General features: G+C 71.5%; 20 protein-coding genes. 11 read left to right on the plus strand and 9 right to left on the minus strand.

What is annotated here, in order from left to right; genetic code table 11:
* Positions 1 to 750: 750 nt before the first annotated feature.
* Both ACIBMZ_RS06250 and ACIBMZ_RS06255 read left to right on the plus strand, forming a co-directional pair.
* Positions 751 to 3,411 (plus strand): glycoside hydrolase family 9 protein, encoded by a 2,661-nt coding sequence (locus tag ACIBMZ_RS06250; protein ID WP_396691512.1) that lies wholly within the window; start codon positions 751 to 753, stop codon positions 3,409 to 3,411.
* Positions 3,412 to 3,589: 178 nt separating this feature from the next.
* Positions 3,590 to 4,306, plus strand: a complete 717-nt coding sequence (locus ACIBMZ_RS06255) for a cutinase family protein (RefSeq protein ID WP_396691513.1) — start codon at positions 3,590 to 3,592, stop codon at positions 4,304 to 4,306.
* 415 nt (positions 4,307 to 4,721) lie between these two features.
* Here ACIBMZ_RS06255 and ACIBMZ_RS06260 read toward each other — a convergent pair whose 3' ends face one another.
* Positions 4,722 to 5,186 carry a hypothetical protein gene (locus ACIBMZ_RS06260; protein WP_396691514.1) on the minus strand — a complete coding sequence of 155 codons (465 nt, stop codon included), beginning with the start codon at positions 5,184 to 5,186 and terminating at the stop codon, positions 4,722 to 4,724.
* A gap of 208 nt (positions 5,187 to 5,394) precedes the next feature.
* Here ACIBMZ_RS06260 and ACIBMZ_RS06265 point away from each other — a divergent pair, with 208 nt between their 5' ends.
* Both ACIBMZ_RS06265 and ACIBMZ_RS06270 read left to right on the plus strand, forming a co-directional pair.
* The gene (locus ACIBMZ_RS06265; RefSeq protein WP_396691515.1) at positions 5,395 to 6,162 is read left to right on the plus strand and encodes a DUF5753 domain-containing protein; all 768 of its coding nucleotides are present in this window, start codon (positions 5,395 to 5,397) and stop codon (positions 6,160 to 6,162) included.
* Positions 6,153 to 6,344: a DUF397 domain-containing protein gene (locus ACIBMZ_RS06270; RefSeq protein WP_396691516.1), complete on the plus strand. Its 192-nt coding sequence runs from the start codon at positions 6,153 to 6,155 to the stop codon at positions 6,342 to 6,344. The genes ACIBMZ_RS06265 and ACIBMZ_RS06270 overlap by 10 nt, the downstream gene beginning before the upstream one ends.
* A gap of 344 nt (positions 6,345 to 6,688) precedes the next feature.
* Here the strand turns inward: ACIBMZ_RS06270 and ACIBMZ_RS06275 are convergent, their stop codons facing one another.
* Entirely contained in the window at positions 6,689 to 7,750 is a 1,062-nt protein-coding gene (locus tag ACIBMZ_RS06275) for a GNAT family N-acetyltransferase (RefSeq protein WP_396691517.1), read from the minus strand.
* Between the two features lie 111 nt (positions 7,751 to 7,861).
* Entirely contained in the window at positions 7,862 to 8,563 is a 702-nt protein-coding gene (locus tag ACIBMZ_RS06280; RefSeq protein ID WP_396691518.1) for an amino acid-binding protein, read from the minus strand.
* Between the two features lie 146 nt (positions 8,564 to 8,709).
* On the opposite strand from ACIBMZ_RS06280, the gene ACIBMZ_RS06285 reads away from it, so the two are divergent.
* Both ACIBMZ_RS06285 and ACIBMZ_RS06290 read left to right on the plus strand, forming a co-directional pair.
* Positions 8,710 to 9,774, plus strand: a complete 1,065-nt coding sequence (locus tag ACIBMZ_RS06285) for a phosphotransferase family protein (protein ID WP_396691519.1) — start codon at positions 8,710 to 8,712, stop codon at positions 9,772 to 9,774.
* Entirely contained in the window at positions 9,774 to 10,994 is a 1,221-nt protein-coding gene (locus ACIBMZ_RS06290) for an acyl-CoA dehydrogenase family protein (RefSeq protein WP_396691520.1), read from the plus strand. The genes ACIBMZ_RS06285 and ACIBMZ_RS06290 overlap by 1 nt, the downstream gene beginning before the upstream one ends.
* A 411-nt stretch (positions 10,995 to 11,405) precedes the next feature.
* On the opposite strand, the gene ACIBMZ_RS06295 is transcribed toward ACIBMZ_RS06290, so the two are convergent.
* The 6 genes from ACIBMZ_RS06295 to ACIBMZ_RS06320 form a co-directional block, all read right to left on the minus strand.
* A complete protein-coding gene (locus tag ACIBMZ_RS06295) occupies positions 11,406 to 12,452 on the minus strand; it encodes a LacI family DNA-binding transcriptional regulator (RefSeq protein ID WP_396691521.1) in 1,047 nt (348 codons plus the stop codon).
* An 81-nt stretch (positions 12,453 to 12,533) separates the two neighbouring features.
* Positions 12,534 to 13,967 (minus strand): GH1 family beta-glucosidase, encoded by a 1,434-nt coding sequence (locus ACIBMZ_RS06300; RefSeq protein ID WP_396691522.1) that lies wholly within the window; start codon positions 13,965 to 13,967, stop codon positions 12,534 to 12,536.
* Complete coding sequence (locus ACIBMZ_RS06305; RefSeq protein WP_396691523.1) at positions 13,964 to 14,806, minus strand: carbohydrate ABC transporter permease; 843 nt, start codon at positions 14,804 to 14,806, stop codon at positions 13,964 to 13,966. The genes ACIBMZ_RS06300 and ACIBMZ_RS06305 overlap by 4 nt, the downstream gene beginning before the upstream one ends.
* Before the next feature lie 10 nt (positions 14,807 to 14,816).
* Complete coding sequence (locus ACIBMZ_RS06310) at positions 14,817 to 15,782, minus strand: carbohydrate ABC transporter permease (protein WP_396691525.1); 966 nt, start codon at positions 15,780 to 15,782, stop codon at positions 14,817 to 14,819.
* 119 nt (positions 15,783 to 15,901) lie between these two features.
* The gene (locus ACIBMZ_RS06315) at positions 15,902 to 17,188 is read right to left on the minus strand and encodes an ABC transporter substrate-binding protein (protein ID WP_396691526.1); all 1,287 of its coding nucleotides are present in this window, start codon (positions 17,186 to 17,188) and stop codon (positions 15,902 to 15,904) included.
* Between the two features lie 265 nt (positions 17,189 to 17,453).
* Positions 17,454 to 17,999, minus strand: coding sequence for a plasmid pRiA4b ORF-3 family protein (locus tag ACIBMZ_RS06320; RefSeq protein WP_396691527.1), 546 nt, complete (start codon positions 17,997 to 17,999; stop codon positions 17,454 to 17,456).
* Between the two features lie 150 nt (positions 18,000 to 18,149).
* Here ACIBMZ_RS06320 and ACIBMZ_RS06325 point away from each other — a divergent pair, with 150 nt between their 5' ends.
* From ACIBMZ_RS06325 to ACIBMZ_RS06345, 5 genes are all read left to right on the plus strand, one after another.
* Positions 18,150 to 18,896 carry a pyrimidine reductase family protein gene (locus ACIBMZ_RS06325; protein WP_396691528.1) on the plus strand — a complete coding sequence of 249 codons (747 nt, stop codon included), beginning with the start codon at positions 18,150 to 18,152 and terminating at the stop codon, positions 18,894 to 18,896.
* A gap of 56 nt (positions 18,897 to 18,952) precedes the next feature.
* Complete coding sequence (locus tag ACIBMZ_RS06330; RefSeq protein ID WP_396691529.1) at positions 18,953 to 21,274, plus strand: hypothetical protein; 2,322 nt, start codon at positions 18,953 to 18,955, stop codon at positions 21,272 to 21,274.
* Positions 21,275 to 21,456: 182 nt separating this feature from the next.
* Positions 21,457 to 23,262 carry an ATP-binding protein gene (locus ACIBMZ_RS06335; RefSeq protein WP_396691530.1) on the plus strand — a complete coding sequence of 602 codons (1,806 nt, stop codon included), beginning with the start codon at positions 21,457 to 21,459 and terminating at the stop codon, positions 23,260 to 23,262.
* Between the two features lie 33 nt (positions 23,263 to 23,295).
* Complete coding sequence (locus ACIBMZ_RS06340) at positions 23,296 to 24,444, plus strand: exonuclease SbcCD subunit D (RefSeq protein WP_396691531.1); 1,149 nt, start codon at positions 23,296 to 23,298, stop codon at positions 24,442 to 24,444.
* Complete coding sequence (locus tag ACIBMZ_RS06345) at positions 24,444 to 26,918, plus strand: AAA family ATPase (RefSeq protein WP_396691532.1); 2,475 nt, start codon at positions 24,444 to 24,446, stop codon at positions 26,916 to 26,918. The genes ACIBMZ_RS06340 and ACIBMZ_RS06345 overlap by 1 nt, the downstream gene beginning before the upstream one ends.
* Positions 26,919 to 26,945: the final 27 nt, after the last annotated feature.

Consider the following 26,945-nt stretch of genomic DNA (forward strand, 5'->3'; position numbering starts at 1 on the left):
ATCGACTTCGTGCGACTCTGCCGCCACGCCGGGCTGCCCGCACCGGACCTGCAAGAACGACGAACCGACACCACCGGGCGTACGCGCTGGCTGGACGCGTCCGCCGCGCGCTCGTCGCCGCCGGCTGGCGACCGGAGTCGTGAATCTCGGAAGGTTACCGTTCGACGCTGACGGTAACTCTCCAAGATTGACAGTCGCGCTAGGCGGTGAGCGTCGCGATGCCGCATCCTGCCGACGGCGAGGGCGCCAGGCCCGGTCGGTCGTGACGGCGAGAACGGCCGCCGGAGGGACACCGGCGGCCGTTCTCGGGTGGTTGGTCATCGGGTCTCGCCCCGACCAGCCGGAGGAGATGGCACAAGCTTGCCTGCGGATGGGGCCCACCGATCTCAGGCGAACGGTCCGACCTGGGCGGACGGGCGGGTCCCGTGTCGGGACGTGGGGGTGGAATCAGGGGCCGCGCACGGTGTGTCGGTGTAACGCGATTCGGCCCGCCGACGCTGCTCCCACCGGCCCCGGTCCGCCTGCACCCCGGCCCCTGCCCGACCCGACGCTCGGGTCGGCCTTCGCGGAACGCTCGCTCCTGTGGTGCCGCGTCGGCCTTCCCAAACCGGTGAACGCCAGATTACATTGCTACTCATCCATGGGAGCGCTCCCGGTCCTGTTGGAGCCACTCTGCCACCACCGCCGGCAGCCGTCCACCCCGACGCGTCCGCGTCGACGCTGCCTGCCCCGTACGACAGGAGCAGCCGCATGCACCACATCAGACGGCCGGGCCGCGCGCGCGGCGACGACCCCGGCCGACGCGGCCACTGGTCGCGTCGTCTCCGCAGCGCCGGTACGGTCCTCGCCGCCGGACTGGCGCTGGCGATCGGCGTCCCGGCGGCCGGCGTCGCCGCCCCGAACAGCACCGCAACCAACAACGCCGCATCGAGCAACGCCACGTCGAGCAGTGCAGCCGCCGCACCGGCGTTCAACTACGCCGAGGCGTTGCAGAAGTCGCTGCTGTTCTACGAGGCGCAGCAGTCCGGGAAGCTGCCGGACTGGAACCGGGTCTCCTGGCGTGACGACTCGGCGTTGCGGGACGGCGCGGACGTGGGGCTCGATCTCACCGGCGGCTGGTACGACGCCGGTGACCACGTGAAGTTCGGCTTCCCGATGGCGTTCACCACCACGATGCTGGCCTGGGGCGCGGTCGAGTACCGGGCCGGCTACGTGGCGTCGGGTCAGCTCACCCACCTGTTGAACAATCTGCGGTTCGTCAACGACTACTTCATCAAGGCGCACCCCTCGCCGAACGTGCTGTACGGGCAGGTCGGCAAGGGCGACGACGACCACAAGTGGTGGGGTCCGGCCGAGGTGATGCCGATGGCGCGGCCCGCGTACAAGATCGATGCGAGCTGTGGCGGCGCGGACCTGGCGGGTGAGACGGCGGCGGCGATGGCCGCGTCGTCCATGGTGTTCCGGCCGACCGACGCCGCGTACGCCGACAGGCTGCTCACCCACGCGCGGCAGCTCTACACGTTCGCCGACACGGTGCGTAAGAGCTACCACGAGTGCATCACCGACGCGACCAGCTTCTACCGGTCGTGGAGCGGCTACCAGGACGAGCTGGTGTGGGGCGCGATCTGGCTGTACCGGGCCACCGGCGACGCCACCTACCTGGCCAAGGCGGAGAGCGAGTACGACAGGCTGGGCACCGAGCCGCAGACCACCACCCGCTCCTACAAGTGGACGGTGGCCTGGGACAACAAGCAGTTCGGCGCGTACGTGCTGCTGGCCAACCTGACCGGGAAGCAGAAGTACGTGGACGACGCCAACCGGTGGTTGGACTTCTGGACCGTCGGCGTGAACGGGGAACGGGTGCGCTACTCCCCCGGCGGGATGGCGGTGCTCGACTCCTGGGGCGCGTTGCGGTACGCGGCCAATACCGCGTTCGCGGCGCTGGTCTACAGCGACAAGACCACCGACGCGACCCGCAAGGCCCGCTACCACGACTTCGCCGTCCGGCAGATCAACTACGCGCTCGGCGACAACCCGCGCAACTCCAGCTACGTGATCGGCTTCGGCACCAATCCGCCGAAGAACCCGCACCACCGCACCGCGCACGGCTCCTGGTGGGACAGCATGACCGTACCCACCGAGACCCGGCACACCCTCTTCGGCGCGCTGGTCGGCGGGCCGTCGTCGCCGAACGACGCGTACACCGACAACCGGTCGGACTACGTGATGAACGAGGTCGCCACCGACTACAACGCCGGTTTCACGTCTGCGCTGGCCCGGCTCTCCCAGGAGTACGGGGGTACGCCGCTGGCCGGTTTCCCGGGTGTCGAGCGGCCGGACATCGACGAGCTGACCGTGGAGACCACGGTGATGCAGAACGAGACCCGGGCCACCGGCCTCAAGGTGATGATCTACAACAAGTCGGCGTTCCCGGCGCGGGCGTTGACCGACGCGAAGTTCCGCTACTACTTCCGCCCCGACGGCACCGGCGCGGTGCAGGTCACTCCCGGTTACACCCAGGGTTGCCCGGCACCGAGCACGGCGAAGCAGGCCGGCGGTGACCTCTGGTACGTGGAGGTCGACTGCACCGGCCACACGATCGCGCCGGCCGGTCAGTCGCAGCACCGGATGGAGGTGCAGTTCAAGGTCGGAGTGCCGGAAGGCGGCACCTGGAACACCGGCAACGACCCGTCGTTCCAGGCCGCCGCCGGACCGAACCGCACCGTGCCGTTGTATGCGGGCGGGGTCCGGGTGTGGGGCGTCGAGCCCAGCGGCGACACCGACCCGCCGCCGCCGGACCCGGACGACACCGTCGCGCCGACCGCTCCCGGCGCGGTGACCGTCTCCGGAATCACGGCGACCGGAGCCACGCTGACGTGGGGTGCCGCCACCGACAACGTGGGCGTCACCGGGTACCGGATCTACCGGGACGACGTGCTGGTCACCACCGTCACCGGTACCACGTACGCGGCGACCGGGTTGACCGCGCAGACCACGTACCGCTTCCACGTGGTGGCCGTGGACGCGGGCGGCAACGTCTCGCCGCCCACCGCGAGGGTCTCGGTGACCACGTCGGCACCGCTGCCGACGACGCCCTGCCGGGTCACCTACGGCACCAACGACTGGAGCAGCGGGTTCACCGCGAACATCACCATCGCCAACACCGGCACCTCGACCATCAACGGCTGGACGCTGGCGTTCACCTTCCCGAACAGCGGCCAGCGGGTCGGTCAGGGTTGGGGGGCGACCTTCCAGCAGACCGGCGCGTCGGTGACCGCGAGCAGCCTGTCCTACAACGGCGCTCTCGCGCCGGGCGCGTCCACGAGCATCGGTTTCAACGGTACGCACACCGGCAGCAACCCCCGCCCGACCGGCTTCACGGTCAACGGGGCGACCTGCACCGTCGCCTGATCCCGGGGCGGTGTGGCCGGGCCGACGTGCGCGGCCACACCGCCCCTCCAGCACGCGCCGACACCCCGATCGGTTCACCCTCAGTGCAGATTGTGTGAACATCCATAAGATCCACCCGTACGCCGACCGCTCCCGTACCCATCGGCACCCCTGTCGACCTGGGAAAAGGAGCTGAACAATGAGCGGACGGCACCGTCGGACACGTCGGACACGCCTGCTGGCCCTGGTGGCGGTCGGAGTGGTGGCCCTCGCCGGACTGGCGATCGCCCCGATGACCTTCGCCGCCGAGGCACCCCGCAACACCTGCCCCGACCTGGAGGTCATCGGCGCACGCGGCACCACCGAACGCCCCGGTCTCGGCATCGTGCTGACGCCGCTGGCCCGGCAGATCACCCGGGACCTGCCGCAGACCGTCCGCACCACGCCGCTGGCCTACCCCGCCTCCGGCAACTACATTGCCAGCGTCCGTCAGGGCGTCGCCGAGGTGCAGCGGGTGATGACCGCGACCGCCGCGCAGTGCCCCGACACCCGCTTCGTCCTGATGGGCTACTCCCAGGGCGCCGACGTGATGGGCGACGCGCTGGCCGGCACCGGCAGTCGTGCCGGTCTCTCCGCCGACCTCGCCGCGCGAGTCTCCTCCGTACTCCTCTTCGGCGACCCCTCCTTCACCGCGGGTGAACCCTTCAACGTCACCGACGGTCGACGCTCCGGCATCTTCCCCCGGGGCGCGGGCCGGTTGAACGGCTTCGCCGACCGCATCCAGTCGTACTGCAACGCCAACGACCGCTTCTGCCAAGGCGGATTCAGCTTCGCCGCACACGTCAACTACCAGGGGTTCCACCCCCAGGCCACCCGCTTCGCCGCCACCCGCGCCACCGCCGACGTACCCCGCTGACCTCGCGGCTGGTTCCATCTGCGGCGCGCCGCTGCGGCACACCGCCGACGGACCGGCGGCGGCCGTGCTGCGGCGACGGCAATCTTGGACAGTTTCCGTTAGCTCCTAACGGAAACTGTCCAAGATAGACATCCGTACCGCACGACCGTGGCGGTGTGGTCGGGTGTGCGGGGATGGGGCGAGCACGAGTCGCCGCAACCCGGCGGGCATCACGAACAACTGCCGCTTCTCGACCGCGTCTCCGTACCGGTCGAGCTGGTAACACTGGATCCAGGTCCAGCCGTACGGCGGATGCCAGTCGGCCTGTTCGCGGACGACCCGCACCGCGATCGGCGTGCGAAACTGCGGACCCGCCTCGCGAGTCAACAGGTACACACCGGGCTCGACCACCGGCGTCCCGTCCGGCCGACGCCGCTCACCAGGCACGACGCGGTACGACCACAGCCTGGTCCACCCGCACCCGGGCGTACCGGCGACGGACCTGGAGCGACCCGTCCCGCTGCACCGCGTGCCCGCTCACCTCGGCCCACACGTGGCCGTCCGCCTGCTGCGCCCGGCCGATCACCTCGGCCACGTAGAGCAGCAACTCTCCCACCCCGGGCAGGTACGCTCCCTCCGGCACCCGGATCACGTCTCCCACCGCGACGGTGCCCACCGCCTCCCCACCGAGCACGTCGGCGAACGACGGAGCAGGCGGACAGCCATGGACGGCCGCAGCAGCCGGAGTCGTACCCGTACCGACCGCCGCGGCAGACGGCCGACCGGCGCGGTCACCGGCGGACCTCTCCCCTGCCGGCCCGATCGGCGTCTCCCCCGGCAGGACAATGGGCGCCGACCAGCGTGACGGCGGGACATTGTTCGTCGGTCGCGGTGTGGACACGAAAGCCTCCCTCGTCGTCTCGGTGGACCGGGGGTCGCCGCGGATGCTCGCCCGGCGGCGACCCCCGGGACGAACGCGCCCGCCGGGTCAGGGGGAATCGACCTCAACCGAACGCGCCATCTACCAAAACCTTGCCGAGAGTGATGGGATCAGTACACGACGAAGGAGTGTTCCCTGGGGACGTCCGGGACATTCATGGGGAGGCAGGATGAATGATGCACTTCGAGTGGCCATGGCAGAGGCAGGCGAGACAACCGAAAGCCTCGCAGCTCAGACGGGCGTTGATCCCAAGACGGCGGCCAGGTGGATCAGTCCGGGACGCGTTCCGCAACCTGCTCGGCGCGCAAAGGTAGCCACGATCCTCGGCCGGGACGTTGGTGACCTGTGGCCCGATGTCCTCAAGCGTCGCGAGCCGCAGTGGTTACGGGAGTGGATCGACTGGGAACGCGAAGCCGTCTCGTTGCGCTGGTTCGAGCATTCGTGGGTGCCGGGCTTGCTCCAGACCGAGGCTTACGCCCGGGCGACGTTGACCGGCGAGGCCCTCACGGCCGAGGAGGTGGGAGACGTCGTGGCCTCCCGCCTCGATCGGCAAGGGATTCTCCGGCGTGAGCGTCCGCCCCTGCTGGTCGCGGTCATTCACGAGTTGGTGCTGTTCCAGTCCGCCTACGGCGACCGCGAGCTGATGCGCGACCAGTGTGAGCATCTCGCCCGATGCGCCGCCCTGCCCAACGTGCAGGTGTTGATCGTGCCGAGGGACGTGGGCATGTATCCGGGTCTCGGCGGCGGCTTCATCATCGCCGAGTTGCCCAGCGGTCAGCACGTCGCTCACGTCGACGGCCAGGCGCCTGCGCAGATCATCGGAGAAGCGGCCGACGTTGCTACGCTGAATCGCAGGTGGGAGCGCATCAGAAGCGAGGCCCTTTCTCGCTCTCAATCCCTCGATGTCATCAGGAAGGCAGCAGCATCATGGACCTGACCGGTGCACGGTGGCACAAGAGCAGCAAGAGCGGTAACAACGGCGGATCCTGCGTCGAAGTGGCGGACAACCTCCCCGGCACCGTCCTCGTCCGCGACACCAAGGACCGTGACGGCGGGACGCTGGCGTTCGCCCCGACCGCATGGCGGGCGTTCGTCGCCCAGCCCCCCACGCGGGCCTGACCTACCTCTCCGGACACCTGAGAGCGCTCGCCCCACCGGGGCCGGGCGCTCTCACCGTCCCCAGCAGCCGCCCGGCACAGCTCTCCAGCCTGACTCCCCGTCGATCATGGAGTTGTGGCACGGACGAACAGGGGCAATTCAGCGGAGAACGCTCACCACAACTCCATGATCGACGGGGTCCACCGCGCCACGCGGCACCACGCGGCAAGGCGTGCCCCACGGCGAGGCGCGCGACCCGGCACACGAGAGCGTGCGGGACAGCAAAGGGCGGTGGGCGGGGCTCCCGCACCGGGAGCCCCGCCCACCTCACCGTCCTCCGCACCGGAGGTCGGTCGTCTGTGCTGTCAGCCGGCGCGTTCCGTCGCCGCCGACACCTCGGCCCCGAGGGGCACGGTCATGGTGAGCAGGGAGCCGTCGCGTTCGGCGGTGGCGGGTCGCGCCAGCCGACGCAGGGTACGCAGCATGGGCGTGTTGTCCGCCTGGATGTGCAGCACCATCGCCGCGTACCCGGCGGACTCGGCCTGCCGCGTCAACCGGCGCAGCAGGGTCGAACCGAGCCCGCGCCGCTGCCAGTCGTCGCGGACCAGCAGGGCCGCCTCGGCCTCGTCGCCCTCGGCGAGCAGGTTCGCCATCGCGACGACCGACTCCGCCTCCCCGTCGGAGCCGGTCGTCACGGCGATCAGGGTCTGCCCGCGCGCCGGTTCCAGGATCTGGCGCAGTCGGGCCGGGGTGGGCAGGCAGGCACCGCCCAGGTAGCGGCGTTGGCGGGTCTCCGCCGAGCACGCCTCGTGCAACTCGGTCACCGCTGCCAGGTCGTCGGCGACGGCCGGGCGTACGGTCAGTTCGGCGCCGTCGGGCAGGACCACGGTGACCTGTTCGGCGGTGCGGCGGGCTGCGGTGGCGCCCAGCTCCAGCAGGGCCTGCGCGCGGGCGTACTCGGCGGGGGTGAAGCTCGGCGCGACCCGGCGCAGCAGGTAGGAGCCGCCGTTGGGGTCGGCCAGCAGCATCGTCGACTCGTCGACTCCGACGCGCGTCACGGCGAGCGCCGGACGCCAGGTCACCTCGTCCGCGCCGAGCAGGGCACGCAGCACCTGGCCGGTCGCGTCCGGGTCGTGGACCAGCCGGGTGGCCAGCCCGAGTACCCGGGTCGGCTGGTCCGCCAGGCCACGCGCCTCGCTGCGCGCCACCCAGCAGTCCCGCCCCCGGCCGCGTTCCACGGCGGCGATCAGACCCGCCTCGTCCAGGGTGTCCGGCGCGTCCACGAGGAAGTCGTCGACGGCGCCGCGTTCGGTGGTGTGCACCTGCACGGTGAGGATGTTGACTCCACGCAGCGCGAGGCTCGCCGTGAGCACCGACAGGTAGCCCGGCCGGTCGTCCACGGTGGCCCGGATCCGCCACAGCGTCATGGTCGCCTCCTTTCACCTGTCACCCTGGCCTGCGGCTGTTGCGGGGCGGTTGCCCCGCCGTGTCCGGCGGCGACGGGCCCTGCGGTCTGCGTCACACCAGGTCGCGGGCGGTCAGGGGTTGGCGGTGACGGCCGGGGGGCCGACCAGGTCGAGTCGGTCGCCGAGGATCACCGCGCTGGCCCGCACGAGCTGGGCGAGCCGGTCGACCTCGGTGCTGTGGAAGGCGGCCGGGGTCAGCGTCTCGTTGTGCTCGCGGGAGACCACCAGGACCAGACCGGCGCGTCCGAACGGCGCGACCGCGAAGTGGCTGCCGTCGGGCATGGTCATCGACCGGGCGCGCAGCGGGGTCACCTCCGGCAGCCGGGGCGGCACCGGCGTACGCCAGCTCGCGTGCCCGACCGTCGCGCCGCCGCCTCCCGTGCGGGAGGCCCAGTCGACCGGTACGACGGCGGCCACGGCCCACTCGGCGGCGAGCAGTCCGGGTACCGCGTCGACCAGGGTGGCCAGCCCGTCGGCCGGGTTCGCGGCGACCTGGGCCAGCAGTTCGGCGTCCTGCCCGGTGGTGGTGGGCGCGCCGATCGCCCGCCACACCCCGTCGACGCGTACGCCCGGGATCGCGGCCAGACCGGCCAGCAACCGTTCCACCCGGGCGGCGCCCGGCCAGACCACGGTGAAGTCGTCCACCGCCCGCCCGCCGAGCCGTTCCAGGACGACCACCTGGACGATGTCCGCACCCGAGACACCGAGGGTGCGGGCCACCTGGCCGAGGGTGCCCGGACGGTCCGGCAGGGTGACCCGTACGCGCAGCAACATCTGAACCCTCCGCTCGGCGGGCCGGCACAATGCCGGCAGGCTGACCCAGAGCCTGGCAGTTGACCATTTCGTCCCTGTTGCTGCGGCATGTCCCCTGGGCAAAACCTGACCTTGACAACCCGTCGGGGCTGCCATCAACTGTCCGAATGACCGATCCGGCTGCCCGTTTCCCCGCCGGACTGGACCTGGACCGGCTCGGCGCGTACCTCGCGTCGCACCGACCGGAGTCGGCCGGGGAGCCGCTGCGGGCCGACCTGATCGCCGGTGGGCGGTCGAACCTCACCTACCTGGTCCGGGTCGGTGGCCGTGACCTGGTGCTGCGGCGACCGCCGCTGGGGCACGTCCTGGCCACCGCGCACGACATGGCCCGCGAGTTCCGGGTGATCTCGGCGCTGGCCGGCACCGACGTGCCGGTCCCCCGCGCCCTGCTGCTCTGCGCCGACGAGGACGTGCTCGGCGCGCCGTTCTATCTGATGGAGCGCGTTCCCGGCGAGGTGTACCGGAGTCGCGCACAGACCGACCGGCTCGACGCCGGGCAGCGGCACGACCTGGCGATGGCGATGATGGACACCCTCGCCACGCTGCACACCGTCGACCCGGCGGCGGTCGGCCTGGCCGACTTCGGCCGCCCGGACGGCTACCTGGCCCGGCAGGTACGCCGCTGGGCCGGGCAGCTCGACCGGTCCCGCAGCCGACCACTGCCCGGCATCGACGAGCTACGCGACCGGCTCGCCGCCACGGCCCGCGACAGCACCGGTACGGGCCGCATCGTGCACGGCGACTACCGGCTGGACAACCTGCTCGCCGCCGTCGAACCGGCGACCGGCTCGATGAGCGTGACCGCGGTGCTGGACTGGGAGATGGCCACGCTCGGCGATCCGCTGGCCGATCTCGGGCTGCTGTTGACGTACTGGGACGTCCTGGGCGGCGGTGTGGTGCCCGTCGACAACCCGGTCGCCGACGGCATCGGCCCGCGCGCCGGGTTCCCGACCGGCGCGGAGCTGATCGACCGGTACGCCGCGCGCAGCGACGTCGACGTCGGCCCGCTCGACTGGCACGTGGCGCTGGGCTGCTTCAAACTCGCGGTGATCTGCGAGGGCATCCACTACCGGCACACCCTCGGGCAGACCCTCGGCGAGGGTTTCGACACCATCGGCGGCATGGTCGCCCCGCTGGTCGACCACGGGCTGGCCACGCTGAGGGAGGCATGATGCACTTCGGGTACGACGACCGCACCGAGCAGTTGCGCGGGGAGCTGACCGAGTTCCTGGTTGATCACGTCTACCCGGCCGAGGCCGTGTACGCCGCCGAGGTGGCCGCCGCCGGTGACCCGTGGGCCCGACCGCCGGTGCTGGCGACGTTGAAGGACGAGGCACGTCGGCGCAACCTGTGGAACCTCTTCCTCCCCGATCCGCGTCACGGCGCCGGGCTGACCAACCTCCAGTACGCGCCGCTGGCCGAGCTGACCGGCCGCAGCCCGCACCTGGCCCCGGAGGCGCTCAACTGCGCCGCGCCGGACACCGGCAACATGGAGTTGCTCGCCGAGTTCGGCTCCCCCGCCCAGCAGGAGCGGTGGCTCGGCCCGCTGCTGGCCGGCCAGATCCGCTCGGCGTTCTGCATGACCGAACCCGACGTCGCCTCCTCCGACGCGACGAACATCGCCACCGCGATCCGCCGCGACGGCGACCACTACGTGATCGACGGCCGCAAGTGGTGGTCGTCCGGGGCGATGGACCCGGCCTGCGAGATCCTCGTCGTGATGGGCAAGACCGACCCGGGCGCCGACCGGCACCGGCAGCAGAGCATGGTCCTGGTCCCCCGGGACACCCCCGGGGTCACGGTCCGCCGGGGGATGACCGTCTTCGGCTTCAGCGACGCCCCGCACGGTGGTCACGCCGAGATCGACTTCGACGGCGTACGGGTGCCGACGGAGAACCTCGTCGGCGCCGAGGGCAGCGGGTTTGCCATCGCCCAGGCCCGGCTCGGCCCCGGCCGCATCCACCACTGCATGCGCCTGATCGGCATGGCCGAACGGGCCCTGGAACTGCTCTGCCGTCGAGCCGCCGACCGGGTCGCGTTCGGCCGTCCCCTCGCCGAGCAGGGCGTGGTGCGGGAGTGGATCGCCGAGTCCCGGGTCCGCATCGAGCAGGCCCGCCTGCTGGTGCTCAAGACCGCCTGGCTGATGGACACCGTCGGCAACAAGGGCGCACACATCGAGATCCAGGCGATCAAGATCGCTACCCCGGCGATGGCCGAGTGGGTGATCGACAAGGCGATCCAGACGTACGGCGCGGCCGGCGTCAGCCAGGACACTCCCCTGGCCGCACTCTGGACCCACGCCCGTACGCTCCGCCTCGCCGACGGCCCCGACGAGGTGCACCGCGCCAGCCTCGCCAAGCGCGAACTACGCCGCTGGACCCACCCCGCCTGACCCGCCGCCCGGTCCGCCGTCGCCGGCCCTGTTCCGTTCGGCCACCACGCGCCGATGCTCCGGCGGCACCAGACCGAGCAGTACTGCACCGCTCCGGCGCCTGTCGAGCTGAGAGCAGAGACGGGTCACCGGTCGCCCACTCGGCAGCGAGCAGCCAGCGGCGGCTCGCACGGCAGCGAGCAGCCAGCGGCGGCCTGTTCGACGGCGACCAATCGCATGTGACCGAGCGATGGCGAAAACGGGTCAGCTCGACAGTGCCCGAAGCAGAGGTAGGTCAGGGCCTCGGTCCGTCGCGGCGGCCTCCGCCCGGATAGGGGCCCGCGACGAGCCCTCGCTGCCGACCCGCTCTGAGGTGTCGTGCACCTACCCGCCGCTGGTGATCAGCCGCAGGGCAGGCTCTGAGGGTGTGCGTCAGGCGGTGGCGCGCTCGACGAGCTGGGTGTCCAGGACGATGTGCGGGTCGGGGATCTCGTCACCGCGGATGCGGGCCACCAGCAGGCGGGCCATCTGCCGGCCCATCTCGTCGACCGGCTGGAACACCGAGGTGAGCGGCGGGTTGGCCTGTCGGGCGATGGGCGCGTCGTCGAAGCCGATCACGGCCACGTCCTCCGGTACGCGGCGGCCGGTCTCGCGCAGCGTCCGCATGGCGCCGAAGGCCATCAGGTCGGCGGCGACGAAGACGGCGTCCAGGTCGGGGCAGCGGTCCAGCAGTAGCCGCATCGCGGTCGACCCGCTCTCCTCGCTGAAGTCGCCGTACCCGATGAGGTCGGGGTTGACGCCGAACCCGGCGGTGCGGACCGCGTCCCGGTAGCCGGCGAGCCGGGCCAGGCCGGCGCCCATGTCCTGGGGGCCGGCGATGGTGGCGATGCGGCGACGTCCCCGGGCGGCGAGGTACTCCACGGCCTGCCGCGCACCACCGGCGTTGTCGACGTCGACGAAGGAGGCGGGCTGGGCCTCGGGGTGCAGCATCCGGGCCGGACGTCCGCCCAGCACCGTGGGCAGCCCCCGCTCCTCCAGGAGGGTGGGCAGCGGGTCGGAGTCGTGCAGCGACAGCAGCAGCACCCCGTCGACGTGCTGGTTGGTGAGGTGGTGCTCGACCCGTTCCCGCTCCAGCGGCGACTGTGCCATCGCCAGCCAGAGCTGCAACGGCGTCTCCAGCAGGACCGAGCTGATCCCGCGCACGATGCCGGCGAAGAACGGCTCGGCGAAGATGCGCTCACCGGACTCGCTGACCACCAGGGCCACCGAGTCGGTGCGTTGGGTCACCAGGGCCCGGGCCGCGCGGTTCGGCACGTACCCCAGTTCGGCGATTGCCTGCTGCACGGCGGCGCGGGCCTCGGGACTCACCTGGGGGGAGCCGTTGACCACGCGGGAGACCGTCCCGCGGCCGACTCCGGCGCGGGCGGCGACCGCGTCGAGGGTCGGGCGCCCGAGCGACCGGGTGCGCTGCGTTGTCATCGTCTGCTCCTCCGACATGGGCGGACCCGGCACCTGGTTCAGCGTTGGTGCCGGGCCACCCGTTACTGGCTGGCCGTCGCCCTATTGTGCGGCCAGACCGTTGCGTCGGATCACCTCCGCGTACCACCTGGCGCTGGACTTGGGGATACGAGTCTGGCTGTCGTAGTCGACGTAGATCATCCCGAACCGCTTGGTATAACCCCAGGCCCACTCGAAATTATCCAACAGCGACCAGGCGAAGTATCCCCGCAGGGGCACGCCGGCGCTGATCGCCTCGTGCGAGGCGCGCAGGTGGGCGTCGAAGTACGCCAGCCGGTCGGCGTCGTCGACCTGACCGTCGACCACCGCGTCGACGAAAGCCGAGCCGTTCTCGGTGACGTAGAGCGGCAGGTCGGTGTACTCCTCGTGCACCCGACGCAGGGTCTCGACCAGGCCGGGAGCGTCGATCTCCCAGTTCATGTCGGTCACCGGGAATCCGCGGGTGACGAACCGGACGTTCTCGCTGCCCGGCCAGGTCGACGGGGCCCGCCAGTACTCCTCCGGGTCCTCGCCGGGCACCGGCGCGGCCACCACGTGCCGGCTGTAGTAGTTGATGCCGACCACGTCCAGCGGGCTGGAGATGACCGCCAGGTCGCCGTCGTGGACGTGCCCGAAGTCGGTCACCTTCGCCAGGTCCGTGACCAGGTCCTCCGGGTACGACCCGCGAAGGATCGGATCCAGGAAGAACCGGTTGGCCAACCCGTCGATGCGCCGGGCGGCGTCCAGGTCGCCAGGCGCGTCACTGGCCGGGGTCACCGGGTACAGGTTGACGGTCACGCCGAGCTGGGCACTCGGAATGGCCGCACGCAGCGCCTGGACGGCGAGCCCGTGGCCGAGCATCAGGTGGTGTCCGGCGCGGACCGCGTCCGCGCCGTTCTGCCGACCGGGCGCGTGCACGCCCGAGCCGTAGCCGAGGAACGCCGAGCACCACGGCTCGTTGAGCGTCGTCCAGTACTTCACCCGGTCGCCCAACGCACCCGCCACGAGCTGCGCGTAGTCGGCGAACCGGGCGGCCGTGTCGCGGGCCGGCCAGCCACCGGCGTCCTCCAACTCCTGGGGCAGGTCCCAGTGATAGAGGGTGAGCCACGGCTCGATGCCGTTGGACAACAGTTCGTCGACCAGCCGCTGGTAGAAGTCCAACCCCTCGGCGTTGGCCGGGCCCGAGCCGCCCGGCTGCACCCGCGGCCACGACACCGAGAACCGGTACGACTTCAACCCCAGCTCGGCCATCAGACGAACGTCGTCACCGAGCCGGTGGTAGTGGTCGCAGGCGACGTCGCCGGTGTGCCCGGCGACGGTCCGGCCCTCGGTGTGGCTGAAGGTGTCCCAGATCGACGGGGTACGGCCACCCTCGCGCGCCGCGCCCTCGATCTGGTAGGCGGCGGTGGCCGCGCCCCAGAGGAAGTCGGACGGGAAGGTCAACGGGGCGCGCTCGTCGAGGACACCCACCGCGGGTGGGATGGCGGGGTTGCTCACGACTTGACAGCACCTTCCATGATGCCGCCGATGATCTGGCGGCCGAACAGGATGAAGACCAGGACCAGTGGCAGGGTGCCGACCGCCGTGGCGGCGAAGACCTGGGAGTAGTCGGTGTAGTAGGCGTACGAGAGGAAGGAGAGCGAGACCTGGAGGGTCGGGTTCTCCGGGGTGAGGATCGCGTACGGCCAGAGGAAGGAGTTCCACGTCTCCATGAAGGTCAGCAGGCCGAGGACGGCCGCCGCCGGACGCAGCGCCGGCAGCACGATGTTCCAGTAGATCCGGAACGTGCTGGCACCGTCGACCCGACCGGCCTCGATCAGCTCGTCGGAGATCGCCTGGCTGGCGTACTGCCGCATCATGAACACGCCGAACGCGCTGACCAGGAACGGCACGGTGACGGCGTACAGGGTGCCGTACCAGTTCAATTCCTGCATCATGCCCCAGAGCGGGATGATGCCGAGCTGGGTCGGGATCATCATGGTGATGACGATCATCAGCAGCAGGATGTTGCGGCCCCGGAAACGCAGCTTCGCGAAGGCGAAGCCGGCCAGCGAGCCGGTGAGGACCACCGACAGGGTCACCACCGAGGAGACGATGATCGAGTTCATCAGGCCGGTGAGGAAGTTGGCCGCGTCGTTGTCGAGCACGCGCCCGAAGTTGTCACCGAAGGCACCACCCGGGGTGAGCGGCGGCGGTACGTCGTTGATCGAGTCCAGCGTGCGGGTGCCGATCACGACCATGTAGTAGAACGGGTAGATCGACAGCAGCGCCGCCAGGACGAGCGCGATGTAGGTCAGCGGACTGGTGCGCCACAGGCGCCGGGAGGCCGAGGTCACAGCTCTCTCCTCACTTGGCCGAACGGCGGACGAGTACGAAGTTGAGCAGCGACATCAACGCGATGATCAGGAAGATCGCCCAGGCGACGGCGGCACCGTAGCCAGCGGTGTTGAGGTTCTCGATGCCCTTCTCGTACATGTACATCGCCAGGGTCTGGAACTCCCGCTGGTTGCCGCCGAGGATGCTGCCGTTGGCGAAGAGCAGCGGCTCGGTGAAGAGCTGCATGCCGCCGATCGTGGAGAGGATGATCACGAAGATCAGGGTGGGGCGGACCATGGGGATGGTGATCTGCCAGAACTGCCGCCACGGGCCGGCGCCGTCGATCGAGGCCGCCTCGTAGAGGTCCTTCGGGATGGCCTGCATCCCGGCGAGCAGGATCAGGGTGTTGTAACCGACCCAGCGCCAGTTGACCATGGTCGCGATCGCGGTCCAGGAGCTCCACCGCTGGCCGTCCCAGTCGATGTTGTCGACGCCGACGAAGCTGAGCACCCAGTTGATGAGGCCGAACTCCCGCTGGAACAGCATGCCGAAGACGATCGCGACGGCGGCCACCGAGACCACGTTCGGGATGAAGATCGCCAGCCGGAAGAAGGTCTTGGCGCGCAGCAGGGTGCTGTTGAGCAGGTTCGCCAGGAAGAGCGCGAGCAGCAACTGCGGGATGGTCGACAGCGCGAAGATGCCGAACGTGTTGAAGAGCGCGTTCCAGAAGTAGTCGTCCTTGATCAGGGCGGCGTAGTTGTCGAGCCCGATGAACGTCTGGTCGCCGATCATGTCCCAGTCGTGCAGGGACATCCAGGCGGTCCGCAGCATCGGGTACAACCCGAAGATGCCGAAGATCAGGAAGAACGGCGCGATGTAGAGGTACGGGGAGTACTTCAGATCCAGGCGGTTGAGCAGGAACCCGCGCCGACGCGGGGGCTCGGAGCCCGGTGGTGTGACGTTCGACGGGGGGGCCGTCGTGGCCGAGAGGCTCATGATTTTCCTTTCCCGGCGGGAGCCCTTCCGAGGGGGCCCACGCGCAGGGTGCAACCCAGACGGGGACCGACCGGTGGCGCCCGGGGTAGTCCCCGGACGCCACCGGTGGGAAATCACTGTCAGAAGGCGCCCTGGATACCGGCGTCCTTCACGAACTGCTCCCAGGCCTTGTCCTTGTTGGCCTGCCCGTTCTCGAACGACCGCAGGGCCGGCTCGAGCGCGTTCTCCTTGACCGCCTGGTGCTTCGGGCCGAGGTGGACCGGCTCGATCTTGGCGACACTCTCACCGAAGATCTTGCCGGTCGGCGCGCCGCTGAAGTACTCGTTGGTGTAGCTGAGGAACGCCTCGTTCTTCAGCGCCTCCAGGTTGGTGGGCAGCGGGCCCTTGGCCTTGAATGCCTCGACCTGGCTGGTGGCGTTGGTCAGGAACTCGGCGAGCTTCGCCGCCTCCTTCTGGTGCGCGCTCTGCTCCGGCACGGCCAGCCACGAGCCGCCCCAGTTGCCGCCGCCGCCCGGCACGGCCGCGACGTCCCACTTGCCCTTGTTGGCCTCACCCGAGTTGTCCGCCACGATGCCGAGCATCCAGGACGGGCAGAAGGTCGCCGCGAAGGTGCCCTGCTTGAAGCCGCCCGACCACTCCGGCGACCAGGTCGCCGCCTTGGCGGAGATGTCCGACATCGAGGTCGCGGTGTCCCACGCGGCCTTCACCGCGGGGCTGGAGTCCGCGATGATGTTGTTCTCCTTGTCGTAGAACAGGTCGCTGCCCTGCTGGAACAGCACACCGTTCGAGACCGCGGTGATCGAGTCGATGAACGCCTTGCCGGTCGCGTCCTTGTACTTCTTACCGGCCTGGTGGAAGCCGTTCCAGTCCGGCCAGAGCGCCGAGACCTGGTCGCGCTCGGTGGGCAGGCCGGCCGCCTGGAACAGGTCCTTGCGGTAGCAGACCGCGAGGCTGCCGACGTCGGTCGGCAGGCCGATCAGACGCCCGTCGGGAGCCTTGCCCAGCTCCCACTTCCAGGGCAGGTACTCCGTGGAGTGGTCGTCGATCAGCGGGGTGAGGTCGACCCAGTTGCGCGGGTTGGCCTTGAACTCGTTGAGGATGCCCTCCTCCAGCGCGGTGACGTCCGCCGCGCCCTTGCCGGTGGCCAGGTACCGGACCAGCTTCGGCCGGTACTCGCCGAGCTGCGCGGTCTTCCGCAGCTCGATCTTGATGCCGCTCTGCTGCTCGTACTGCTTGACGAGCTCGTCGTAGCCCATCTCGCCGAAGGTGTCGACGACCAGCTTGGCGGGCTTGCCGCCCTCGCCGGTGTTGCTGTCATCGCTACCGCAGGCCGCGAGACCGCCGACAGCGGTGACCGCCGCCAGCGCGCCTGCCGCCAGGCGGGTACGCCGCGTGGTGAGGCTCATCCTGACCCCTCTTTCAGTGGTGAGGCTGGTTTATGTGTGGTGGGGGGTGCCGCAGCGCCATCCGCCCCGACTGGTCGGTCGGTTCGGGCGCCCGGGGCGGGACTGTGATCCACGCCATCTTGGGAACGCTCCCATGAGATTGCCGGGAGGTATCCGGAGTGTCAATAGCCCGCTGGGAGCGTTCCCAGATCGTTACCGCGAAAATGTTTACCCCGCGCTCCGATACGGACCGCGGGGCAGCTCAACGTGATCGCTGAGTAACGAATCAGCAGAGTCGGCGCAGCAGCGTGCTGACCCTACCTGCGTCGAACGCCTCCGGGTCGAATCCGGAACCCACCCATTCCCGCATCGCCCGGTGCTCCGGGTGGCCGGGATCGCTCAGCGCGGCGAGCAGCAACAGGTAGCCCTGCGGACCACCGACGTCCTCCGGCGGCCCGGCGCGCTCACCGTCCAGGCAGGTCGGGTAGCGCTCGTCCGGGTCGGCGGCGAAGGCGTCCTCCACCACCAGATCGTGCTCCCACCAGTCGCCGAAGTCGTACGTGTAGTGGATCCGGCTGCCCTTGCCCACCACCGCGTCCAGGCGTACGTCCAACTCGTCGTGCACACTCAGCTCGCCGTCGGGGTCGGGTTCGCCGTACTGCACCCCGTCGATCTCGAACGAGTGCAGGTGGCAGTCGCGCCACCCCATCGCGTGCTGTACCACCCGGTGAACCCGGTCGAGGGTGTAACCGGCGGGCACCAGGACCCGCCGCCAGATCGTGGGACGCAGCCCGGCCAGAGACATCCGCAGCGCGAAGATCTGACGTGACATGCTGCGTCATCCTTCCTCGGCATAGGCTGCCAGCATGATCTGCCGAGCGTGCCGGACACGGCGGCACGACGAGTGTCCGGGCCGGAACTGGTGCGACTGCCAGCACCGTACCCCTCGTCCCACCCCTCCGGTCACCGGTCCGGCCGGCGAATGACCGTCGGACTTCCGATTCGCGCGCTCTGGCCCGACCCGTCACCCGGTCCGGTCGACGACGACACGCTCACCGCGCTCTACCGGCGTGCCGACCGACCCCACCTGCGGATGAACTTCGTGACCAGCGTCGACGGCGCGGTCAGCCTCGACGACTACTCCGCCGGGCTCTCCGGCGAACCGGACAAGCGGGTGTTCGGGCTGCTGCGGATGCTCTGCGACGCGCTGCTGGTGGCCGCCGGCACGCTGCGCCACGAGGGCTACCGGGCGATCCGGCTCGACGAGCGGCGTCGTGCCTGGCGGCGGGCGCACGGGCTGGCCGAGTACCCGACCCTGGTGGTGGTCTCCGGCAGCGGGCGACTCGACCCCGACCAGGCCGCCCTCGCCGACGCCCCGGTACGCCCCGTGGTGCTCACCTGCGCCGACGCCTCGCCGCCGCCCGGACTGTCCAGCGTGGCCGACGTGGTGCACTGCGGTGACGAGCGGGTCGACCTGGTCGCCGGCCTCGCCGAGATGCGTCGGCGCGGCCTCGACCAGGTGCTCTGCGAGGGCGGCCCGCACCTGTTCGGCGCGCTCACCACCGACGACCTGGTCGACGAGATCTGTCTGTCGGTCGCCCCGCTGCTCGCCGGTGCGGGCGCCGGGCGGATCACCGCAGGTGACCCGAGTCCGGCGCGTCATCTGCCGCTGCGGCACGTCCTGCACGCCGACGACGGCACCCTGCTGCTGCGCTACGCCAGAGGCTGACCCGACCGGATCCAGTTGTGGTAATCCGCCACCCGGCCGCTGCTCGGCTCTCTACCGTGAACCGGGATCGGCAACGGCCGGGAGGCGGGGCGTTGGCACACGAGGTGGTCGAGCTGCGGGTGCACGGCGTCTCCGGCACCTCCGCCGAGTCGCTGCTCGACCATCCCGTGGTGATCCGGGTGGCCGGCGACACCAACGCCGGGTTCTACCGCCCCCGTCCCGGGTTCGGGATCAGCGACCGCCCGAGCGGGATGCACGTGGAGGCGTACCGCTGGGGTGCGCTCACCGCGGGCGGCGCGGTGCGTACCCTCTCGTTGCTGTTCCTGCTGCCGTTCATGCTGGTCAACCTGGCCGTGTGGGCCCGGCCGCCGACCGGCGGCAGCGGCAGCCCCATCGGCCCGGTGTGTCGGCTGCTCGCCGCCACCCTGACCGCCGCGTTCGTCCTGTCGATCGTCGGGGTGACCGTGGACATCGTCGGCTGGCAGTGCACGCCCTACCAGCCCTGCGTGCACAACCACCCGTACCTGTCCTGGCTCTCGGACCTGCCGCTGGGACCACGCCTGGCGTTGCTCGCGCTGCTGCCGATCGGTGCGCTGCGGCTGCTCTGGTGGCTCGGCGAGCGCTCCGCCCGGGTGTTCGAGGCGTTCCCGGCCGCGCGCGGGCAGGACCGGGGCGGCGGGGAGGACCGGGGCGGCGGCGGGGAGGACCGGATCGACAGCCCCGGCTTCTGGAACGACGCACTCGTGGTGCAGCGGTTGCGCGCCGTCCACGTGGCGGTCGGGCTGGGCACCCTGGACGCCATCCTGCTCGGCGCACAGATCAAGATCCGTCCCACCCCGGTCGCGTACGTGCTGTTCGTGACCGCCTGGTTCCTGCTCGCCGCCTGCGTGGTGCTGCTCTGTCTACCCTCCCGCCGGGTCGACGAGGGGCCGGGCCGCGGACCGGTGGACTTCCGGGGCATCCGTCCGCTGCGGCTGGTGGCCACCGGGCTCACCGTGCTGGCGCTGGTCTACACCATGATCCCGCTGGAGCCGGCCCCGCCCCGGGAACAGCTTCCCGGATTCGAGGGGGCGGTGGCCGCGTTGATCGCGGTCCAGGCCGCCCTGCTGGCCGTGCTCACCGCCACCACCCTGCACCAGCGGCGACACGGCGCGGGGAAGGACTCGTCCTGGTTGAGCGGCCTGGCCGCGCCGGTGTTCGCCGCGGCGGCCGTCGCCGCCGCCTACGGGTTCTCCGCCGCCCTGGTCTACCGGGTGGCCGACTTCCTGGACCGGGGCGAGATCCCGAACCCGGCCCGGCCGAACCTGCCCGGAGCGCCACCGCTGGAGCCGCCCGTCTCCTACCGGTGGGCCGCGCTGGCCGGGCTGGTGGCGATCGTGGTGGTGGCGGCGACGACGATGTGGCGGGTGCTGAGCAGCCGACGACGCCGACGCCGGATGGCCGAGGAGGTCGTCCGGCGGGACTTCCCCGACGTACCACCGGAGGCGGTCCCCCGACGTCGGGTCGTCCGTGAGGTGGTCGCCCGGGCCGCGATCGCCGAGCAGCTCACCCCGGCCTTCATCGTGTTCCTGGTGCTCTCGCTGTTCGGCGTGGCCGTGGTGGGGCTCGACCTGATCGGCATCGGACCGTCGGATCTGAGCCGGCGACTGATCGACACCGACGGCGAGGCGACCATGAACCTGGCCATCGCCACCGACGTCGGGATGTACGTCATCGGTCTGGTCGGCCTCGGCATCCTGGTGCTCGGGGTGCTCTCGTACCGGTCCGAGGAGACCCGGCGCACGGTGGCGGTGATCTGGGACCTGGGCACCTTCTGGCCGCGTACGGTGCATCCGTTCGCGCCGCCGTGTTATGCCGAACGGGCCGTGCCGGAGCTGGCCAAGCGGGTCACCGCGCTGACCGCTCGGGGCGACGTGGTGCTCTCCGGGCACAGCCACGGCTCGGTCCTCGCCGCCGCCACGCTGCTCCAGTTGCCGGACCGGGTACGACGGCGGGTGGCGTTGCTGACCCACGGCAGCCCGCTGCACCGGCTCTACGCCCGGCTCTTCCCCGCCTTCCTCGGCGACGCGACCCTGTACGAACTGGGCGACCGGATCGGCTGGCGGTGGGTGAACCTGTGGCGCAACACCGACCCGGTGGGCGGGCCGATCTTCTCCGCCCACCACCCCGGCGAGCGCCCGCGCGTGTCGGGGCCGGCCGGTACGGTCGACCGGCGGTTGCGCGATCCCCGCGCGGTCGTCGTCGACCCGGACGACACCGTCCCGCCACCGATCGACCAGCACTGGCCCTACCACACCGACCGGGGGTACGAGGCGGCCGTGCACGAGTTGGCCGGGCGGCTCGACCCGAGCGGGCAGCCGCCGCGGCGGCACCGGTAGCTCGTCCCGCCGGTAGCTCGTCCCGACCACCGCCACGCAGGGTCCACGGTCGGTCGCGGTACGCGCCCGACGGACGGCCGGGGCGTGGTCTCCGCCGCGTCGCGTGGCGGCCTGTCGTACTCCTCCGGCAGGATGCAGGGCGTGTGTGCCGACCGCGACGACCTGCCGACCGGAGCTGCCTGATGACTGACCAGGGGATCCACCGCCCGGGCGCGATCGACGGCCAGGGCGAGGGGGTCGGCCCGGGCGGGATCGATAGCCCGGGCGAGGGGGTCGGCCGGGTGCTCGGCACCGCCGACGCCACGCCGCTGCAGTTCTGGACGGCGGTCTCCCCCGGCAGTTACCTCCAGCTCGACGACGTGGTGGTCACCCGGCGGGAGCTGCCCGACCGCGAGCCGGTGACCATCGCCGGGGTGGTGACCCAGGTCCGCGCGCGGCACGAGGGCGCGCAGTTCGACTCCGACGTGTTCGCCATCGCCGACGGCACACTGCCGGCACAGGTGCAGGAGGCCGCCGAGATCACCACCACCCGGGTGGACCCGGAGTTCTACGTCCCGCCGCACCCGGGCGCGGTGGTGCACCGGGCCGAGGGGGACGCCCGCGCCCGGGCGCTGCACTTCGACCGGATGGAGCGACGCGTCCCGATGGGCACCGGGCGCGACGGCGTGCCGGTCTACCTCAACGCCGACTTCCTCGACGGCACGCGCGGCGCGCACGTGTCGATCTCCGGCATCTCCGGGGTCGCCACCAAGACCAGCTTCGCCACCTTCCTGCTCTACTCGGTGTTCCGCTCCGGCCAGCTCGGCGGGGACGCGGTCAACGCCAAGGCGCTGATCTTCAACGTCAAGGGCGAGGACCTGCTCTTCCTCGACCATCCGAACGCCCGGCTGGACGACGCCACCCGGGCCGCGTACGCCCGGCTCGGTCTCGTCGCCGACGCCTTCCCGGACGTCCGGGTGTACGCCCCGCCCAGGGTCGGCGACTCCTCCGGCACCCCGGACGTGCACAACCGACTGACCGGGGTGGACAGCTTCTACTGGACGCTGACCGAGTTCTGCGAGAAGCGGCTGCTGCCGTACGTCTTCGCCGACGCCGACGACGAGCGGCAGCAGTACACGATGGTGGTCCACTCGGTCGCCGCCCATCTGGCCCGGTACGCCCAGCCCGCCGACGGCGGGGTCAGCGTCGACGGGGTGCGCCTGGGCACCTACGCCGACCTGGTCGACCACATCGTCGAGCAGCTCAGCGACGACGAGACGCGCAGCGACTGGGCGGGCAGCGCGGTCGGCCTGGGCACGGTGAACGCCTTCGCCCGGCGGCTGATCGGCAGCAAGAAGGACCTGTCCCGGCTGATCCGGGGCGACCTGGCGACCCGCCGCCCACACAGCATCAACACCGCCGAGTCGGCCCAGGTCACCGTCGTCGACCTGCACAACCTGCCGGATCGCGCGCAGCGCTTCGTGGTCGGCGTGACCCTGAAGACCGAGTTCGACAACAAGGAGAAGCAGGGCGCCAAGCCGCTGCTGTTCGTGGTGCTCGACGAGCTGAACAAGTACGCCCCCCGCGAGGGATCCTCCCCCATCAAGGAGGTGCTGCTGGACATCGCCGAGCGGGGCCGCTCGCTCGGGGTGATCCTGATCGGCGCGCAGCAGACCGCCAGTGAGGTGGAGCGGCGCATCGTCACCAACTCGGCGATCCGGGTGGTCGGTCGACTCGACCCGGCCGAGGCGTCCCGCCCCGAGTACGGCTTCCTGCCACCGGCGCAACGGCAGCGGGCGCTGCTGGCCAAGCCCGGCACCATGTTCGTCAACCAGCCCGACATCCCGGTGCCGCTCTGCCTGGAGTTCCCGTTCCCGGCCTGGGCCACCCGGGTCTCCGAGGCCGGTGCCGCCCCCTCGCAGACGTTGCGCTCGATCACCCAGTCCGCCGACCCGTTCGCCGTGGTGGGGTCCGGCGGCGGCAGCGCCGACGACGACATCCCCTTCTAGACGATCTGATTCGCCACGAGGAGAGGGCTACCCGTGAAGATCCTGCACACCTCGGACTGGCACGTGGGCAAGGTCCTCAAGGGGCAGTCCCGGGCCGAGGAGCACAAGCAGGTGCTCGCCGGGGTCATCGACATCGCCCGCCAGGAGCGGCCCGACCTGGTCGTCATCGCCGGTGACCTCTACGACACCGCCGCGCCGACGGCGGAGGCGACCCGCCTGGTCACCCGGGCGTTGACCGCGCTGCGCCGCACCGGCGCCGACGTGGTGGCGATCGGTGGCAACCACGACAACGGCGCGGCGCTGGACGCGCTGCGGCCGTGGGCCGAGGCCGCCGGCATCACGCTGCGCGGCGCGGTCCGCGAGGATCCGGCCGAGCACGTGGTGGACGGCACCACGGCGGGCGGGGAACGCTGGCGGCTGGCGGCGTTGCCGTTCCTGTCGCAGCGGTACGCGATCCGCGCGGTGGAGATGTACGAGCTGACCGCCGCCGAGACCAACCAGACGTACGCCGACCACCTGGGCCGCATCCTCGCCCGGTTGACCGAGGGCTTCGACGAGCCGGACCGGGTGCACCTGGTCACCGCGCACCTGACCGTGGTGGGCGCGACCACCGGCGGCGGCGAACGGGACGCGCACACCGTGCTGGGGTACGCCGTACCCGCCACGGTCTTCCCCGGCACCGCGCACTACGTGGCGTTGGGGCACCTGCACCGCGCCCAGCGGGTGCAGGGGCCGTGCCCGATCCGCTACAGCGGCGCCCCGTTGGCGGTGGACTTCGGCGAGCAGGAGAACGTGCCGTCGGTGACCCTGGTGGAGGTGACCGCGACGACGGCGGCACGGGTCCGGGAGGTGCCGGTCGCGGAGGCGACGGCGCTGCGCACGGTGCGTGGCACGCTGACGCAGCTCGCCGAGATCACCCCGCCGGAGGGCTGGCTGCGGGTGTACGTCCGCGAGCAGCCCCGGGCCGGACTGCGGGAGGAGGTCCAGGAACTGCTCCCCCGCGCGTTGGAGATCCGCATCGATCCGGAGCTGGTGCCCGCGCCGGGCAGCGGCACCCGGATCGCCCAGCGGGCCGGCCGGTCGCCCCGCCAGCTCTTCGCCGACTACCTGGACAGCCGGGGGCACGCCGACGACGGTGTGCGGGAACTCTTCGACGAGCTGATCGAGGAGGTCGATCACTGATGCGGCCGATGCGGCTGGACATGGCCGGCTTCACCGTCTTCCGGGACGAGACCACCGTCGACTTCACCGACGCCGACTTCTTCGCCCTGGTCGGGCCGACCGGTTCGGGCAAGTCGACGGTGCTCGACGCGATCTGTTTCGCGCTCTACGGCACGGTGCCGCGCTGGGGCGGCGCGCGGGGCCTCAGCAACGCGTTGGCCCCGTCGTCGACGGAGGCGCGGGTCCGGCTGGTCTTCGAGTCCGGTGGGGCCCGCTACGTGGCCACCCGAGTGGTGCGCCGGGACAGCCGGGGCAACGCGAAGACCGCGAACGCCGGTCTGCAACTGATGCCCGACGGGTTCGACGTCACCAAGCTGGACACCGGGCTCAGCCCGGAGGACCTGGGCGAGGTGGTCGCCGGTACGCCGGCCGAAATGGAGACCGCCGTACTGGAGGCGGTGGGCCTGCCGTACGAGCAGTTCACCAGTTGCGTGGTGCTGCCGCAGGGGCAGTTCGCCGACTTCCTGCACGCCCGTCCCGCGACCCGGCAGCAGATCCTGGTCAACCTGCTCGGTCTCGGTGTCTACGAGCAGGTCCAGCAGCGGGCCACCACCCGCGCCGGGCAGGCCGAGGCGAAACTGGAGACAGTCGACCACCTGCTGGCCGGGCTCGCCGACACCGACGACGCCACGGTCACACAGGTCACCGACCAGGTGCACCGGATGCGGGAACTGGCCGAGGCGGTGGCCGAGGCCGTACCGGAACTGGACGCGGCTCGGGCGACGGTGCGTACGGCCGGGGCGGCGTTGGCGGCGCTGGACGCCGAGTTGACCGTGCTGGACGAGGTCCGGGCACCGGACGGGGTGGCCGAGGTGGCGCGGGCGGTGGACGCCGCGCGGGCCGAGGCCGACGCGGCGGCGGGCGCGGTGTCGCTGGCCGAGGAGCGCGAGGAGAAGCTGCGCGGCGAGTTGGCCGCCGCCGGTGACGAGAGCGCGCTGCGGATGCTGCTGCGGGCGTACGCCGACCGGGACCGGCTCGCCGCCGAGGCCGAGCGGGTACGCGCCGTGGTGCAGACCGCCGGTGCCGAGCACGAGGCGGCGGCCGGTGCGGTCGCCGAGGCGCGGGCGGCGGCCGACCGGGCCGAGGCGGACCTGGCGGCGGCGTTCCAGGCCCACGAGGACGCGAAGGCGGCCGACCAGGCGGCGGCGTTGCGGGCGCACCTGACCGACGGTGACTCCTGCCCGGTCTGCGAACAGACCGTCGCCCGGGTGCCGGCGATGCCCGCCGGTTCGGCGGTGGCGCACGCGGTGGCGACCGGCAAGGCGGCCCGGGCAGCCAGTGAGGCGGCGAAACGGCTGCTGGCCGCGCGTGACTCGGCCGCGCGGGACCTGGAACGGGTGCTGCTGCGGGCCCGCGCCGAGCAGGACGGGTTGCGGACTCGCCTGGCCGAGGTGGACGACCGCCTGACCGGGGCGGCCTCCGCCGAGGCGGTGCGGGCGACCCTGGCCGAGCACGCGCGGCTGCGGCAGGCACTCGACGAGGCGGCGACGGCGGTCCGGGCCGGTCGGGACACCGCCCGGCGGGCCCGGGGTGCGCTGGACGCGGCGCAGGAGCGCCTGCGGTCGGCGTGGCGGCGGTTCGACGGCGTACGCGACGGGGTGGCCCGGTTCGGGCCGCCGGCAGCCGACCGGGACGACGTCGCCGCCGCGTGGAGCACGCTGTCGGAGTGGGCCCGGGAGCAGGCCCGGCAACGCCAGGCGCAGCGGGCCGGGTCGGCGGAGTCGGTCGCCGTGGCCGAGGCGGTGGCCACCGAGGTCGCGGCCCGGATCGCGGGCATCTTCACCGCCGCCGGGCTGCCCGCACCCGACGATCCGGTACGCGCCGCCACGGTCACCGTGGAACGGGCCGAGGCCGACCTGCGCCGGTTGACCGAACGCCGTGCCCAGGCCGAGGAACTGCGCGCCCAGCGGGCCGAGCACGAACACCGGGCCCAGGTGGCCCGCGCGCTGGCCGGGCACCTGCGGGCCAACAACTTCGAGCGGTGGCTGCTGGCCGAGGCGTTGGACCTGCTGGTCGACGGCGCCTCCGGGATCCTGCGGGAACTCTCCGGCGGGCAGTACGACCTGGTCCACGACAAGGGCGAGTTCTTCGTCGTCGACCACTACGACGCCGGGTTGCGCCGGGGCGTACGCACCCTCTCCGGCGGCGAGACGTTCCAGGCGTCCCTGGCGCTGGCACTGGCGCTCTCCGAGCAGTTGGCCGGGATGTCCACCACGGCGGCCAGTCTGGAGTCGATCGTGCTGGACGAGGGTTTCGGCACCCTCGACGCGGCCACCCTCGACACGGTCGCCGCCACCCTGGAGAACCTGGCCGCCCGCGGTGACCGGATGGTCGGCGTGGTGACCCACGTGCCGGCCCTGGCCGAACGCATCCCGGTCCGCTTCGAGGTCCGCAAGGACGCCCGCTCGGCCCGCATCGAACGGACCGGCCGGTGAGCGCGAGGAGCGCAGCGCAGCGGAGCC

This window comes from Micromonospora sp. NPDC049900, assembly GCF_044461025.1.
Taxonomy (GTDB): Bacteria; Actinomycetota; Actinomycetes; order Mycobacteriales; family Micromonosporaceae; genus Micromonospora.